Below are 14,829 nucleotides of genomic sequence, written 5' to 3'. Positions count from 1 at the left end.
ATTAATCACATGTAAACAACATGGAATCTGCATATGTTATCCTTCGGGACCGGCGCTTCTGGGCCGGCCTCACGGGTTTGGGCCTGGTTCTGGGCGTCGCGGGGCCCTTCGGAACGGTCACAAGCCTGCCCCTTCTTCCCCGCATCGCCTATTGGCTGTTCATGGTCTATCTGACTGGGCCATTTGGCCTGCTTTGTTCGCGGGCCTTTTCCGCAGGCCTGCGCCGCCTTGGCCTTTCCGATCTGCCCGCCGGGATGTTCGCCGGGGCGTTGACGGGCCTGCCAATCACCGTCCTTGTCCATGGCGCGAATGCCATCCTGCTGGCCCCCGGCGATCTCGCGCTTGATCCGATCCCCTTGTCGCTCTCGCTCATCGGAATCTCCATCGCCATCAGTTTCGCGGTCACCTTGGCCTTTCACAGGCTCCCCGAAACGCCGGCCCCCGCCGATACTGCCGCCACTGCGTCCGAGCCATCCCCCCGCCTTCTTGAACGCCTTCCCGCCGACCTTCGCGCCCCCCTGATCTCGCTTGAGGCGACCGACCATTACACCCGCGTCACCACCGATCAGGGCAGCGTGATGATCCTTCTGCGCTTCGCCGACGCCATCGCCGAGGCAGCGCCGACCCCCGGCCTGCGCGTGCATCGGTCGCACTGGGTGGCGCTTGATCGTATCGCCGCCGTGCGCCGCGACGGCCCCCGCGCCGTCGTCACAACCAGCGATGGCCGCGACATCCCTGTCAGCCGTGCGAATGTGCCCGCGCTTCAGGCAGCAGGCCGTCTCCCACAGGGCTGACCCGCACTCTGCCTTGCGCAAAAGCATAAAGTCCTTAAACTATCAGTCGGATAAACCTGACCAGTGCTCGCTCTCTCAGTGCTCGCTTTCCAAGTGCCTGCTTTGAACGACGCCGTCCCGCGACCGCCCGCATAAGGGCGGCATCGCAACAACGCCCGGACCCGGACCAAAAGACCGCCTGACACGACCATGGCCCTGATCCCCGCCCCGATCATCTCGACCTCGATGGACGAAATCCGTCCGATCCTGCGCAGCAAGGTCTTCTGGGTCTTTCTCTGCGCCCTCTCGGCGGTGCTGGCTCTGGCTGGCCCCTTCGGCACGGCGGCCAGCCTGTCCATTCCGCTCCGTCTGATCTACTGGCCCTTGATCGTGGTGACGACGGGCACTGTCGGCTTTGTCGTTGGCTTCGTCGGCTGCGACGTGATCCACGCCTATGGCGTGCCGAAATGGCTGGCCTCGCTCTTTTCGGGCGTGGTCTGCGGCCTGCCCGTGGCGGCCATCGTCTTCACCGTGAACGCCGTGTTCCTCTCGCCCGGCGACCTGTCGATTGAGGATGGCCCCCTCGCCCTCTCTATCCTCGCGATCTCGACGGTGATCTCTTTCGCAACCTATCTGGGCTTCTTCGCCGACCGCCCCACAGGCCCCGTCCTGCCGCCTTACACAGGCCGCCCCCGGCTTCTGGACCGGTTGCCCGAAGACCAGCGCGGCCCCCTCATCTCGCTCGAGGCGACGGACCATTACACCCGCGTCACCACAGATCAAGGCAGCGCAATGATCCTGTTGCGCTTTTCCGACGCGATTGCCGAGGCGGCACCCACCCCGGGCCTGCGCCTGCACAGGTCGCATTGGGTGGCGATTGACCGCATCGCCGCCACGCAACGCGATGGCCCCCGCGCCGTTGTCACCACGACCGATGGCCGGGAAATTCCCGTCAGCCGCGCCAATGTCCCCGCGCTGGAAGAGGCGGGCCTCCTGCCGCCCCGCTGATATGCGCGGGCGCGGCAAATGCGACCTTTGCACGGATTGCCTCCCATAGCGCCTCGGGCCACCTTGCGCACCGCATCATCCAACCGCCCTGCCAAGACCCTTGGTCGGGCGGCCCCAAGCCCAAAAGGAAGACCATGACCCGGACCCTCATCGCCGCCCTCACGCTCGCCACCCTCACCGCGCCCGCCTTCGCGCAGGATGCCGCGAAAGGCGAGGCCGATTTCAAGAAATGCAAGGCCTGCCACGCGATCATCGCCGCCGACGGGACCGAGATCGTCAAGGGCGGCAAGACCGGCCCCAATCTCTTCGGCATCCTGGGCCGCACCGTTGGCGGCCTTGAAGGCTACGCCTATGGCGACTCGATCGTCGCCGTCGGGGCCAGCGGCGCCGTCTGGGACGAGGCGATGATCGCCGCCTATCTCGTCGATCCGACCAAGTGGCTCAAGGAACAGACCGGCGACGCCGCCGCGAAATCCAAGATGTCTTTCAAACTGGCGAAGGGTGGCGAAGACATGGCCGCCTACCTTGCCACGCTGAAATAACAAGACCCTCAACAGACAGGAAAGGGGCGCGCGGCCAAGGCCACGCGCCCCTTTTCCATGCCACCCCTTCCCCCGGCCCTGCGACGTTTCATCTTGATCTGGATCAATTTCCTCCGTTGCCTCATCCCCGCGCGCGGGCTATCACCTGACCGTCGCCCCGACTCCGCCCTGCGGAGCCGGACGCAAGGGAACACGGCCGACGGGAAAACCCGCGGACAGCGCAAGAACGGGAGACGCCAATGGCGGACGCAGCCATTCATGGCCACGAACATGACGAGCGGGGCTTCTTCACCCGCTGGTTCATGTCGACGAACCACAAGGACATCGGGATCCTCTACCTCTTCACCGGCGGCATCGTCGGCCTGATCTCGGTCATCTTCACCGTCTACATGCGGATGGAGTTGATGAATCCCGGCGTCCAGTACATGTGCCAGGAAGGCCTGCGTCTGGTGGCCGATGCCGCCGCGACCTGCACGCCCAACGGCCATATCTGGAACGTAACGATCACCGCCCACGGCATCCTGATGATGTTCTTCGTGGTGATCCCCGCACTCTTCGGGGGCTTTGGCAACTACTTCATGCCGCTCCAGATCGGCGCGCCGGACATGGCTTTCCCGCGCATGAACAACCTGTCCTACTGGCTTTACGTCGCGGGCACCTCGCTCGCCGTGGCCTCGCTCTTCGCCCCCGGTGGCGGCGGCGAACTGGGGTCGGGCGCGGGCGTGGGCTGGGTTCTCTACCCGCCGCTCTCGACCACGGCCGAAGGCGGCTACGCCATGGACCTCGCCATCTTCGCGGTGCACCTGTCGGGTGCGTCCTCGATCCTCGGCGCGATCAACATGATCACCACCTTCCTGAACATGCGCGCGCCGGGCATGACGATGCACAAGGTGCCGCTCTTTGCCTGGTCGATCTTCGTCACCTCCTGGCTGATCCTTCTGGCCCTGCCGGTTCTGGCGGGCGCGATCACCATGCTGCTGACGGACCGGAACTTCGGCACCACCTTCTTCACGCCCTCGGGCGGCGGTGACCCGATCCTCTATCAGCACATCCTGTGGTTCTTCGGCCACCCGGAAGTCTACATCATCATCCTGCCCGCCTTCGGGATCATCTCCCAAGTCATCGCGACCTTCTCGCGCAAGCCGATCTTCGGCTACCTGCCGATGGTCTATGCGATGGTGGCGATCGGGGTGCTGGGCTTCGTCGTCTGGGCGCACCACATGTATACGGTGGGCATGTCGCTGCAGCAGCAGTCCTACTTCATGCTCGCCACGATGGTGATCGCGGTGCCCACCGGCATCAAGATCTTCTCGTGGATCGCGACGATGTGGGGCGGTTCGGTCAGCTTTGAAACCCCGATGCTCTGGGCCTTCGGCTTCCTCTTCCTCTTCACCGTCGGCGGCGTCACGGGCATCGTGCTGAGCCAGGCCGGTGTCGACCGCGCCTATCACGACACCTACTACGTCGTGGCGCACTTCCACTATGTGATGTCGCTCGGCGCCGTCTTCGGCATCTTCGCGGGCATCTACTACTGGATGGGCAAGATGTCGGGCCGCCAATACCCTGAATGGGCGGGCAAGCTGCACTTCTGGGCGATGTTCATCGGGTCGAACCTGACCTTCTTCCCGCAGCACTTCCTTGGCCGTCAGGGCATGCCGCGCCGCTACATCGACTACCCAGAGGCTTTTGCCTACTGGAACTGGTGGTCGTCCATCGGCGCGATGATCGCCTTCTCGTCCTTCGTCTTCTTCATCGGTGTGGTGTTCTACACCCTGAAGTTCGGCAAGCGGGTGACCGAGAACAACTACTGGAACGAACATGCCGACACGCTGGAATGGACCCTGTCCTCCCCGCCGCCGGAACACACGTTCGAAACGCTGCCCAAGCAATCGGATTGGGACAAGGGCCACGCCCACTAAGGCAAGACCCAAAGAACCGACAGGACGCAAAGAAGGCCCCAGAGAAATCCGGGGCCTTTTTCTTGACATGTAGGAATCACTGCGGCGTGGCAGGCGTCACCGGGGGGATGCGCGACCCCTCCCCCCCCGAGGATATCTTTCGACAGAAAACAAAGGGGCAAGGGCAGGAGGGTGCGGTGATTTCACCTTGGCCGCCCCGCGCCGCGCGCGTTAACAATAACGGGGTGTGTAGACCTGCCGCACCCCCCTTTTCTTCGCTAGAACCGACACTAAGCTGCCCTGCATGCCTTACGAATGGTTGCCTCCTTCCGCCGATGACACGCAGGCCCGCCTGCATCTCTGGCCTTACCGATCCCTGCCCCGAAAGGGTTTTGTCCTTTTCATTGGGGCGACCTGTGCGCTGATCCTTGTCCCCATGCTCTCGGTCCTTGGCTCCCCTGTCCTTTGGGGCATCCTGCCCTTTTTCGCGCTAGCGATCTGGGGAATGTGGGCCGCCCTCGCCCGGTCCTACAAGGATGCCGAGATTGTGGAGGACCTCACCCTCAGTCGCGACTCTGTCTCGCTCATTCGGCATGGGCCAAGGGGGCGCAGGCAGGATTGGCAGGCCAATCCCTATTGGGTCTCGGTCCAGCTGCATCTGACCGGGGGGCCGGTGCCGAATTACCTGACGCTCAAGGGCAACAGCCGCGAGGTAGAGTTGGGGGCCTTTCTGTCCGAGTCCGAACGCCTTTCCCTGCATGACGAATTGTCAGAACGGCTTGCCCGCCTCCGTTAGAAGCTGTTGGCATAACGCCGTAACGTCACTTGCTGCAAAAGGCGGGGGAACCCCCTTTCCAGACCGCCTGCCGATCCCCAAATTAACCAGTTGAAGCGGGCGCAGACCCGCCACTGAACGGCCCTTGGGAGGAGACAGACGTGACCATAGCATTGCGCCCCTGGGCGGGGGCCTATCCATCAGGCGTGCCCGCCGAAGTGACCGCCCCCCTCGCCCGAACCCTTGGCCAATTGGTGCGCGACACCGCCGCCCGCGAAGGTGACCGCACCGCCTATACCGTCGTCATGCCCAATGGCATGTATGGCGACCTCAGCTTTGCCGAGGTGGACCGTCTCTCTGACGCCTTCGCCGCTTGGCTGCGCGAGGTGGCGGGGGTCCAGACGGGGGATCGTGTCGCGCTGCAAACGCCCAATTCCCTGACCGTGCCGGTGGTGGCTTTCGGCGTGTTCAAGGCGGGCTGCGTGCTGGTCAACGTCAACCCGCTCTATACGGCAGCCGAGATGGCGCATCAGATCGCCGATGCCGGCCCCAAGGTGATCGTCATCACCGACATGTTCTGCGACAAGCTGGCCGAAGCGGGCCGCAGCGTCCCCCTGCCACGCGTCGTTGTCACCCGTGTGGCCGAGTTGATGCCGCGTCCCGTGCGCGGGGTGATCGGTCTGGTGCAAAAACATTGGGACCGCTCCATTCCCGCCATCCCCTTCGCGCATGAGCGTCTGCCCGAGGTGCTTGCTGAAGGGGCACGCCTGCCCCGCAAGGCCTATGATGCGGACCTTTCGGAAACCGCCATCGCCGTGCTGCAATATACCGGAGGCACCACGGGCGTGGCCAAGGGCGCGATCCTGACACATCGCAACCTCCTGATGAACATGGCGCAGGCCATGACCTTCATCAATCCGCATGTCGCGCCGGGCAAAGAGGTCGTCCTGACCGCCATCCCCACCTATCACATCCTTGCCTTTACCTTGAACCTTCTGGGCTTTTTCCATCTGGGGGCGCGGAACCTGCTGATCCCGAACCCCCGCCCTCTGTCGAACCTGAAACGGGCGTTCGAAAATTATCCGATCACCTGGATCATCGGGGTCAACACGCTCTTTAACGGGCTGATGAACGAGTATTGGTTCACCGACAATCCACCCCGCCACCTCAAGGCCTCCTTCGCGGGGGGCATGGCGCTGCATGGGGCCGTGGCCGACCGCTGGCACAGCCTGACCGGGACCGAGATCGTCGAAGGCTATGGCCTGACCGAAACCTCACCCGTCGCCACCGGCAACCCGATCGGCGCGGCACGGCGCGGCTCCATCGGCATCCCCATGCCCTCGACCGATGTCCGCCTGCTGGATGAAGATGGGCAAGACGTGCCCCCCGGCACCCCCGGCGAATTCGCCATCCGTGGCCCGCAGGTCATGCAGGGCTACTGGAACCGCCCGGATGAAACCTCCGCTGTCCTCTGCGCCAAGGGGTTCCTGCGCACCGGCGATATCGCGGTGATGGACGATGACGGCTATTTCCGCATCGTCGACCGCAAGAAGGACATGATCCTCGTTTCAGGCTTCAACGTCTACCCGAACGAGGTGGAGGATTGCCTCGCCCGCCACCCCGCCGTGCAGGAATGCGCCGTGATCGGCGTGCCCGATGGCGCGGCGGGCGAACTGGTCCGCGCCTATGTCGTCCTCCGCGACCCCGGCGTGACCGAGGCCGACCTGCGCGCGCATTGCAAGGAAAGCCTCACCGCCTACAAGGTGCCCCGCCAGATCCATTTCCGAGACGATCTGCCCAAGACCAATGTCGGCAAGATCCTGCGCCGCAGTCTGCGGGACGAGGCGCTTTCCCAGATGAAAGGGGCCTGAACCATGGTCGGACCGCTGGAACAGGCCATCCTCGCGCTGATGATCGCTGTCATCATGCTGGGCATGGGGGCCTCTCTCACCCCGCGCGATTTTACCTCGGCGCTCAAACGGCCCCAAGGGCTGTTCATTGGGCTGATGTCGCAATACGGCTTCATGCCGCTGATCGCCGTCACCCTCGCCCTGACCCTGCCGGTCAGCGAACCCGTCAAGATCGGCCTTCTCATCATGGGCTGCATGCCGGGGGGAACGACCTCGAACATCTTCACCTATTTCTCCAAGGGCAATCTGGCGCTTTCGGTGCTGATGACGGTGAATTCCACCCTGTTTGGCGTGCTTTTGATCCCCATCCTTCTGGTTGTCTATGCCGCCGGCCTGAATGTCGCCATCCCGGCGGAAAACATCATCGTCACCCTTGTCCTTTTGCTCGTGCCCGTGGCCATTGGCATGGCGCTCCGGCGCTGGAATGCCAATGTGGGGGCGCTGGTGGAACTCGGCGGCTCCGCGCTGGGGATCATCTTCATCCTTTTCCTGCTGGTGTCTTGGGTGCCGCGCAATTGGGGCTTTCTGCTGGGAACCCCCGCTTCGGTCTTCGTCGCCGCCATCGGCCTTGGGCTTTTTGGCTTTCTCTTCGGCTATGGCCTGTCGCGCCTCATGCGCCAGACACCGCGCGACGCGCGCACCGTGGCGATGGAGACGGGCATCCAGAACGGCCCCTTGGCCGTGGCTCTTGTCGTGCTGACCTTCGCAGGCACCGAACAGCAAGAGATCCTCGCCATCCCCGTGCTCTACTCCCTTTTCATCGTGATCAGTTCCAGCCTGCTGACCTTCTGGTTCCGCCGCATCGACGCACGGTCACAGCAAGCCTTGCCGAAATCGCTGCTCTAGGTCGGCAAATGAAAGGGGCGGGCGCCACCCGGCACCCGCCCCCCCATAAGATGAACCACAATCTCAGGCCAGCAGGTCCTTCACCTTCGGCCCCACCGCGCCAAAATCCATCTGGCCGGTATATTTTCCCTTCAGAACCGCCATCACGCGCCCCATGTCGCGGATGCCGCTGGCCCCCACTTCCCCAATCGCGGCCTTGATCGCCGCCTCCACCTCATCGGCGGTCAACTGACGCGGAAGGAATTCCTCGATCACCTTGATCTCGTTCATCTCTTTCTCGGCCAGTTCCAGCCGCCCGCCCTCTTCATAGGCGCGCACGCTTTCCTGACGTTGCTTGACCATCTTCCCCATGATGGCAAGAATCTCGGGATCGCCCACCTCCATCTCGGTGCCTTCGCCCCGGCTGGCGATCTCGCGATCCTTGATGGCGGCATTGATCAGGCGCAGCGTAGACAGCCGCTCCGCCTCTTTCGCCTTCATCGCCTCTTTCAGCGCGGCTTGCAGCCTTTCGCGCAAAGACATCGGTCACCTTTCCCCAAAGGTTGGCATGAAGCGCCACCATAGCCTGTCCCGCGCCGCGCCACAACTGCGCGCTTCCATAACAACCCATTGAAATTCATGCATATTCCTTTTGCCCCAAAGCCTTGACCCCGCCCCCCATCGCAACTAGTGTCCGCGCAATTTGCCGATAGGAGAGTCGCCCATGCCCGCTTCTGCGAAACCGACCGCATGTCTCGCTCTCTCGGACGGAACCATCTTCTACGGCAAGGGCTTCGGCGCGACCGGCGAAACGGTGGCCGAACTTGTGTTCAACACCGCGATGACCGGCTATCAGGAAATCATGACCGACCCTTCCTATGCTGGGCAGGTCGTGACCTTCACCTTCCCCCATGTCGGCAATGTCGGCGTCACCCCCGAGGATGACGAAACCGCCACCCCCGTCGCCGCCGGCATGGTGGTGAAATGGGACCCGACCGAACCGTCCAACTGGCGCGCCACGGGCGAATTGACCCAATGGCTGACCCAGAAAGGCCGCATCGGCATTGGCGGGATCGACACGCGTCGCCTGACCCGCGCCATTCGCCAGCAGGGCGCGCCCCATGTGGCACTGGCCCATGATCCCGAAGGCAATTTCGACATCGCCGCCCTTGTCGCCAAGGCGCGCGGCTGGAAAGGCCTTGTCGGCCTTGACCTTGCCAAGGATGTCACCTGCACCCAATCCTACCGCTGGAACGAAATGCGCTGGGCTTGGCCTGAAGGCTATACCGAACGCAAGGGTGATGGCTTCCGCGTTGTCGCCATCGACTATGGCGCGAAACGCAATATCCTGCGCTGCCTTGCCTCGGCCGGTTGTGACGTGACCGTCCTGCCCGCCACCGCGACGGCCGAAGATGTGCTGGCCCTCAACCCCGAAGGCGTGTTCCTGTCGAACGGCCCCGGCGACCCCGCCGCCACGGGCGAATATGCCGTCCCGATGATCCAAGGCGTTCTCGCCCGCGACCTGCCGCTGTTCGGCATCTGCCTTGGCCACCAGATGCTCGCCCTCGCGCTCGGGGCCAAGACCGTCAAGATGAACCACGGCCATCATGGCGCGAACCACCCCGTCAAGGACCTCACTACCGGCAAGGTGGAAATCACCTCGATGAACCACGGCTTCACCGTGGACAGCCAGACCTTGCCGAAAGGGGTAAGCGAGACGCATGTCTCTCTTTTCGATGGGTCCAATTGCGGCATCGCAGTGGATGGGAAGCCGATCTTCTCGGTCCAGTACCACCCCGAGGCCTCGCCCGGCCCGCAAGACAGCTATTACCTCTTCGAACGCTTCGCCGCCGCCCTGCGCGAAAGGCGCGCCGCCTGATCCGGGCAACGGTCTGGGATCGGATCGCAGAGCACAAGCCCTGCGCGAAAATCTTGTGGCGTTAAGCACGCTTTAACTGTGTTCCGTCAAATCTGGCCCCCACGCAGGAGCCAGACCAATGCCCCCCACACCTCCCGATCGTCCGATCGGCGCGGCACTTCCTCTGCGCCCGAAAGATGACGCCGTCCGCATCGCCCGTCGCCGCAGCGCAGGCCTTCCCGCCGTCGCGCCCGTGCGCCTGACCACGGGCCTTGCCCCCGGCCTTGCCCCCTTCGGCCCCGGCACCCCGTCGGACCGCAGCGCCACCGCCTCACCCCATGGCCTGGCCGAGGCGCCTGCCGCCTTCCTCCACCCCGCCGATCTGGCCCGCCCCCGCGCCTTTGCCCCCGTCTTCGACCCCGTCGCCGTCCCCCCGGACCAGAACCTGATCGCCCGCTACACCGCCCGCCTCTGCCTGCGCCACGGCCTTTTGCCATGGCAGGTCCGCGATGGGGAAACCCTCATCCTCACCGCCAGTCCCGCCGGTTTCGAAACCCACCGCACCGCGCTTGCCGCAGCCTTCGGCCCCGCCATCCGCCCCCTTCCCTGCCCCCGCGACCGGATCGAGGCAGCCCTGCTCGCCCATGCCAGCGACGCCCTGACCGAAGCCGCCGAATACAGCCTCGCCCCGCGTCACAGCGCCCGCAGCCTGAACCACCGCGCCATCGCGGTGGCCTTCGCACTCCTCTTCCTCGCCCTCGCCTCTGGCCTCGCCTTGGGCGCTGATCGCGCGCTGCCCGTCCTCTTTGCCCTTGCCATCCTGTCGCTCTACGCGCTCTTCCTGCTCAAGGCCGCAGCCTGCATCGCCACCCTTCGGCATGGCCCGGCCCTCCAGCCCCCGCCCCTGCCCGACGACCTTCTCCCTATCATCTCCGTCCTCATCCCCCTTTATGGCGAGGCCGAGATTGCCACCCGCCTCCTCAAACGCATCGCCCGGATCGACTATCCCGCCGACCGCCTCGACATCCTGATCCTGACCGAGGAAGACGACACCCCCACCCGCCTGACCCTCGCCTCGGCCCCCCTTCCGCAAGGCGTGCGCGTCCTCGCCGTGCCCAAAGGCCGTGTCCGCACCAAACCCCGCGCCCTCAATTTCGGCCTCGATTTCTGCCGGGGCAACATCATCGGGATCTGGGATGCCGAAGATGCCCCCGCCCCGGATCAACTGCGCAAGGTCGCCGCCGCCTTCGACGCCGCCCCGCCCGATCTGGCCTGCCTGCAAGGGGCGCTCGACTTCTACAACCCCTCCACCAACTGGATCGCGCGCTGCTTTACCATGGAATACGCGCTCTGGTTCCGCCTCTTCCTGCCGGGGCTTGAACGGCTTGACTTGCCCATGCCCTTGGGCGGCACCACCCTTTTCCTGCGCCGCGACCGGATCGAGGCGGCGGGGGGATGGGATGCCCATAACGTCACCGAAGATGCCGATCTCGGTCTCCGCCTTGCGCGCATGGGCCTGCGCATCGGCACGCTCGACAGCACCACGATGGAAGAGGCCAACTGCCGCATCCGCCCCTGGATCAAACAACGCTCACGCTGGTCCAAGGGCTATCTGATGACATGGCTCGTCCATATGCGCGCGCCAGTGGTGCTGTTGCGCGATCTGGGACTGCGCCGTTTCCTTGCGGTGCAAGCCCTCCTTCTCGGCTCGCTCATCACCGGGATGCTCGGTCCCCTTATTCTGTTGTTATGGGGCTACAGCCTGCCCTTCGCGGCCCTGCAATCCATACCCGCCAGCCTGCCCGATTGGGTGATGCTGTCCCTCATCCTGATCAAGATCGCGGATTTCGCCTTCATCCATCTGGCCATGCGCCGCACCACGCATAACGCCGCCGCTTGGTGGCTTCTCTTGATGAAGCCCTACGCGCTCTTGGGCACCATCGCCACCGTCAAGGCAATCGGTGAGGCACCGCTGCGCCCCTTCCACTGGGACAAGACCCGCCACGGCCAATTCCACGACCCCGATCCAGAGACCGAAGCAGCGCCGCAAGAAGCCGTCACCGCATCCTTATCTCGCCCGCCTCCACCCGAAGCCGCGTCTCAAAGGCCTTGCTGATATGCTGGCGCAGCGCCTGATAGGCCGCCTCGCCATCCCGTCCCTCAATCGCCCGCACGATCTGGTCATGCTCGGCCAGCGCCACCTCGTCGCGCCCCTCGGCGGCAAAGGACGTGTTGGCCATCAAGGCCATGGACCGATGCACAAGGTCCAACTGCTGCACCAGAAACCGGTTATGGCTGGCCAGATGAATCTGCTTGTGAAACCGCTTGTTCGCCCGGCTTAACAGTTTCGGATCGCCCCCAAGGAGCGTGCGGTCATCCTCCACCATGCCCTTCAAGACGCGGATTTCCTCATCCGTCGCATGTCGCGCCGCCAGCCGCGCAGCCAGCCCCTCCAACTCGGTCCGCACCGCATAAAGCTCGGCCAATTGATTATGGTCCAGCGATGCGACAATCAGGCTGCGCCCGTCCCGCGTCAGCATCGCCTGCGTCTCCAGCCGCTGCAAAGCCTCGCGCACCGGCGTGCGCGATACGCCCAACCGCTCTGCCAGTTCCGATTCCACCAGCCGATCACCGGGCTTGTAAAGCCCCGCTTCGATCGCCTCGAGGATCAGCGTATAGGCATCTTTCTGCACGTCGCCTCCGTCCCTCTCACCGCTCCGGGCCCTTCACGGCCGGATACGATTGTATACCGTGCCTGACACTATCCAGCGTCCCGCCCCCGATCAACAGCCCGCTTTGCCGCGCCCATTGCCGCGCCTGCCCGTCCGGGCTACCTAAGCGCCATGCCAGCAGAACAGTTCCGCCATATCCGCACTTGGGTCTTCGACCTCGACAACACGCTTTACCCACCGCATATGCGCCTCTTCGATCAGATTGAGGTGCGCATGACCAATTGGGTGATGCAGGCCTTGGGCGTCGACCGCGATCATGCCGATCATCTGCGCGCCTCCTATTGGCGGCTCTACGGCACCACGCTCGCGGGCCTGATGGCCGAGCATCGCATCGACCCCGATGCGTATTTGGCCGATGTCCATGACATCGACTTTTCGGTTCTGTCGCCCGATCCGGCCTTGGCCGATCGCATCGCCGCCCTGCCCGGCCGCCGCATCGTCTACACCAATGCCGATACGCCCTATGCCCATCGCGTGCTAAAAGCGCGCGGCCTGACCGGCCTTTTCGATGCGGTCTATGGCGTGGAACATGCGAATTACCGCCCGAAACCCGAACGGCAGGCCTTCGAGACGGTCTTCACGCTGGACGGCCTTGATCCCGCCACTGCCGCCATGTTCGAAGATGACGCCCGCAACCTTGCCGCGCCACATGCGATGGGGATGCGCACCGTCCATATCGCCCCGGAACCCGAACCGGCGGACCATATCCACCACCACAGCCCCGACCTGTCGGCTTTCCTCGCCCAGCTGATCCAGCGCTGAATCGGCCTTTGGCGCGAAACCCTCACGCCCCGGCCGGGTGCCGATTTCTGCACCAGAAATCGTCGCGAAATCTGCGCCAGATTTCGCCGTCCCTGCGACGCCGCACCGCAGCAATTCCCCTTGGACTTTCCGCCCCACGGCCCCAAATAGCCAAGGATGAAACCGGAGTCTCAGATGTCCCTTGCCATTGCCGTTCCCGCCCAGCCCAGCCTTGCCAGCCGCATCCTGCACGCGACGCCCGTGATCGGCCATATCGCCCGCGACATCTCGCGCGACATCAGCACGATCTACTATGTGCTGACGATCCTTCTCACGATCCTTGTGCTCGCGATCCAGACATGGGGCCTCGCCGCGCTCGTCCTGTCCGCCGTGGCCTTCGTGCCGGTGATGTTCACGCTCCTGATCTGGATCACCCTGCCCTGATCCCGGCAGGGGCACTTTGTCGCTTCGCCTTCGCGCGCCACAGGCGTATCTCTTTGGCAAGACGGAGGCGAACATGACCCGCGAAACCACCGATATCCTGATCTCTGGCGGCGGCGTTGCAGGCCTCACAGCTGCCGCCGCCTTTGGATCGGCGGGCTTTTCCGTGATCTGTGTCGATCCCGAAGCGCCCGTCACGCGGGCCGAGGATGCGGGCGCAGACCTGCGCACCACCGCCTTCCTGCAACCCTCGATCCCGGTCTTGCAGGCCGCAGGCCTCTGGGACCGCCTCGCCCCCCATGCCGCGCCGCTGCAAATCATGCGCATCATCGACGCGGGCGGCGAATATCCCGACCCCCGCATCGTCAAGGATTTTGACGCGGCCGACATCTCGGACCAACCCTTCGGCTGGAACCTGCCCAACTGGCTCCTGCGGCGCGAGATGGTCGCCCGCCTTGGCGACCTCCCCAACGTCGCCTTCCGCCCCGGCCTCGCCACCACCCACCTGCTCACGCGTGAGTCAGAGGCGCTCGCGACCCTCTCCGACGGCCGCCGCATCGCCGCCCGCCTCGTGATCGCCGCCGATGGCCGCAACTCCACAATGCGCGAAGCGCTGGGTATCCCCGTGACCACCACGCGCTATGGCCAAAAGGCGCTGGCCTTCGCCGTCACCCACCCCATCCCACATCGCAACATCTCGACCGAGATCCACCGCTCCGGCGGCCCCTTCACCCTCGTCCCCCTGCCCGATCGCGACGGGATGCCCTGCTCCGCCATCGTCTGGATGGAGACCGGCCCCAATGCCGAACGCCTCGCCGCCCTCCCCGTGGAGGCATTCGAGGCCGAGATGAACGCCCGCTCCTGCCATATTCTCGGACCGCTCACCCTCGTCAGCCGCCGCTCCCTTTGGCCCATCATCAGCCAGATCGCCGACCGCATGGCCGGCGAACGCACCGCGCTGATGGCCGAAGCCGCGCATGTCGTCCCCCCCATCGGGGCACAAGGGCTGAACATGTCACTGGCCGATCTGCGTGCGCTGCTCGACCTCGCACAGGCCGACCGCACACAGCTTGGCAGCGCCAAGATGCTCGACGCCTATCACCGCAGCCGCCATTTCGAGGTCCGGGCGCGGGTCACAGGCATCGACGCGCTGAACCGCGCCTCGATGATGGGCGCGCAAGGCTTGCGCGACCTGCGCGCCACGGCGCTGAACGCGCTCTACTCCGTCGCGCCTGTGCGTAAGACGCTGATGCGCGCGGGCCTCGGCATTCGCTAGCGCCCGAGAATTTTCGCGAAAATTCTCGGGCAACCCGTCCCGAAACTTTT

Annotated in this window: 14 protein-coding genes; 12 read left to right on the top strand and 2 right to left on the bottom strand. The window is 64.6% G+C overall.

Annotation, left to right across the window (positions count from 1 at the left end; translation table 11 throughout):
- Positions 1–20 precede the first annotated feature (20 nt).
- The 7 genes from QF092_RS00325 to QF092_RS00295 all read left to right on the top strand — a co-directional run bounded on the left by QF092_RS00325 (position 21) and on the right by QF092_RS00295 (position 7,752).
- Entirely contained in the window at positions 21–794 is a 774-nt protein-coding gene (locus QF092_RS00325) for a LytTR family DNA-binding domain-containing protein (RefSeq protein ID WP_281466496.1), read from the top strand.
- Positions 795–983: 189 nt separating this feature from the next.
- Complete coding sequence (locus tag QF092_RS00320; protein ID WP_281466494.1) at positions 984–1,781, top strand: LytTR family DNA-binding domain-containing protein; 798 nt, start codon at positions 984–986, stop codon at positions 1,779–1,781.
- Between the two features lie 134 nt (positions 1,782–1,915).
- Positions 1,916–2,323 (top strand): c-type cytochrome, encoded by a 408-nt coding sequence (locus tag QF092_RS00315; protein ID WP_281466492.1) that lies wholly within the window; start codon positions 1,916–1,918, stop codon positions 2,321–2,323.
- Positions 2,324–2,562: 239 nt separating this feature from the next.
- Complete coding sequence (gene ctaD / locus QF092_RS00310) at positions 2,563–4,242, top strand: cytochrome c oxidase subunit I (protein ID WP_281466490.1); 1,680 nt, start codon at positions 2,563–2,565, stop codon at positions 4,240–4,242.
- A gap of 283 nt (positions 4,243–4,525) precedes the next feature.
- Complete coding sequence (locus QF092_RS00305) at positions 4,526–5,017, top strand: DUF2244 domain-containing protein (protein WP_281466489.1); 492 nt, start codon at positions 4,526–4,528, stop codon at positions 5,015–5,017.
- Positions 5,018–5,157: 140 nt separating this feature from the next.
- Complete coding sequence (locus QF092_RS00300) at positions 5,158–6,867, top strand: AMP-binding protein (protein WP_337250649.1); 1,710 nt, start codon at positions 5,158–5,160, stop codon at positions 6,865–6,867.
- Positions 6,868–6,870: 3 nt separating this feature from the next.
- A complete protein-coding gene (locus QF092_RS00295; protein WP_281466486.1) occupies positions 6,871–7,752 on the top strand; it encodes a bile acid:sodium symporter family protein in 882 nt (293 codons plus the stop codon).
- Between the two features lie 63 nt (positions 7,753–7,815).
- Here the strand turns inward: QF092_RS00295 and QF092_RS00290 are convergent, their stop codons facing one another.
- A complete protein-coding gene (locus QF092_RS00290; protein WP_281466485.1) occupies positions 7,816–8,274 on the bottom strand; it encodes a GatB/YqeY domain-containing protein in 459 nt (152 codons plus the stop codon).
- A 181-nt stretch (positions 8,275–8,455) separates the two neighbouring features.
- Between QF092_RS00290 and carA the strand changes: the two genes are divergently transcribed.
- Both carA and QF092_RS00280 read left to right on the top strand, forming a co-directional pair.
- A complete protein-coding gene (carA, locus tag QF092_RS00285) occupies positions 8,456–9,610 on the top strand; it encodes a glutamine-hydrolyzing carbamoyl-phosphate synthase small subunit (RefSeq protein WP_281466483.1) in 1,155 nt (384 codons plus the stop codon).
- A 118-nt stretch (positions 9,611–9,728) separates the two neighbouring features.
- The gene (locus QF092_RS00280) at positions 9,729–11,705 is read left to right on the top strand and encodes a glycosyltransferase (protein ID WP_281466481.1); all 1,977 of its coding nucleotides are present in this window, start codon (positions 9,729–9,731) and stop codon (positions 11,703–11,705) included.
- Here QF092_RS00280 and QF092_RS00275 read toward each other — a convergent pair.
- Positions 11,647–12,282 carry a GntR family transcriptional regulator gene (locus QF092_RS00275; RefSeq protein ID WP_281466479.1) on the bottom strand — a complete coding sequence of 212 codons (636 nt, stop codon included), beginning with the start codon at positions 12,280–12,282 and terminating at the stop codon, positions 11,647–11,649. The genes QF092_RS00280 and QF092_RS00275 overlap by 59 nt on opposite strands.
- Positions 12,283–12,432: 150 nt before the next feature.
- Between QF092_RS00275 and QF092_RS00270 the strand changes: the two genes are divergently transcribed.
- The 3 genes from QF092_RS00270 (at position 12,433) to QF092_RS00260 (ending at position 14,779) form a co-directional block, all read left to right on the top strand.
- Positions 12,433–13,083, top strand: a complete 651-nt coding sequence (locus tag QF092_RS00270) for a pyrimidine 5'-nucleotidase (RefSeq protein WP_281466478.1) — start codon at positions 12,433–12,435, stop codon at positions 13,081–13,083.
- 174 nt (positions 13,084–13,257) lie between these two features.
- Positions 13,258–13,506 carry a hypothetical protein gene (locus tag QF092_RS00265; protein WP_281466476.1) on the top strand — a complete coding sequence of 83 codons (249 nt, stop codon included), beginning with the start codon at positions 13,258–13,260 and terminating at the stop codon, positions 13,504–13,506.
- Between the two features lie 73 nt (positions 13,507–13,579).
- A complete protein-coding gene (locus QF092_RS00260) occupies positions 13,580–14,779 on the top strand; it encodes a UbiH/UbiF family hydroxylase (protein WP_281466474.1) in 1,200 nt (399 codons plus the stop codon).
- The last annotated feature ends 50 nt before the right edge of the window (positions 14,780–14,829 follow it).

It is taken from the genome of Fuscovulum ytuae (assembly GCF_029953595.1).
Classification (GTDB): Bacteria; Pseudomonadota; Alphaproteobacteria; order Rhodobacterales; family Rhodobacteraceae; genus Paragemmobacter; species Paragemmobacter ytuae.
Note: the sequence above shows the minus strand (reverse complement) of the source record. Positions and strands in the feature narration are given on the sequence as shown.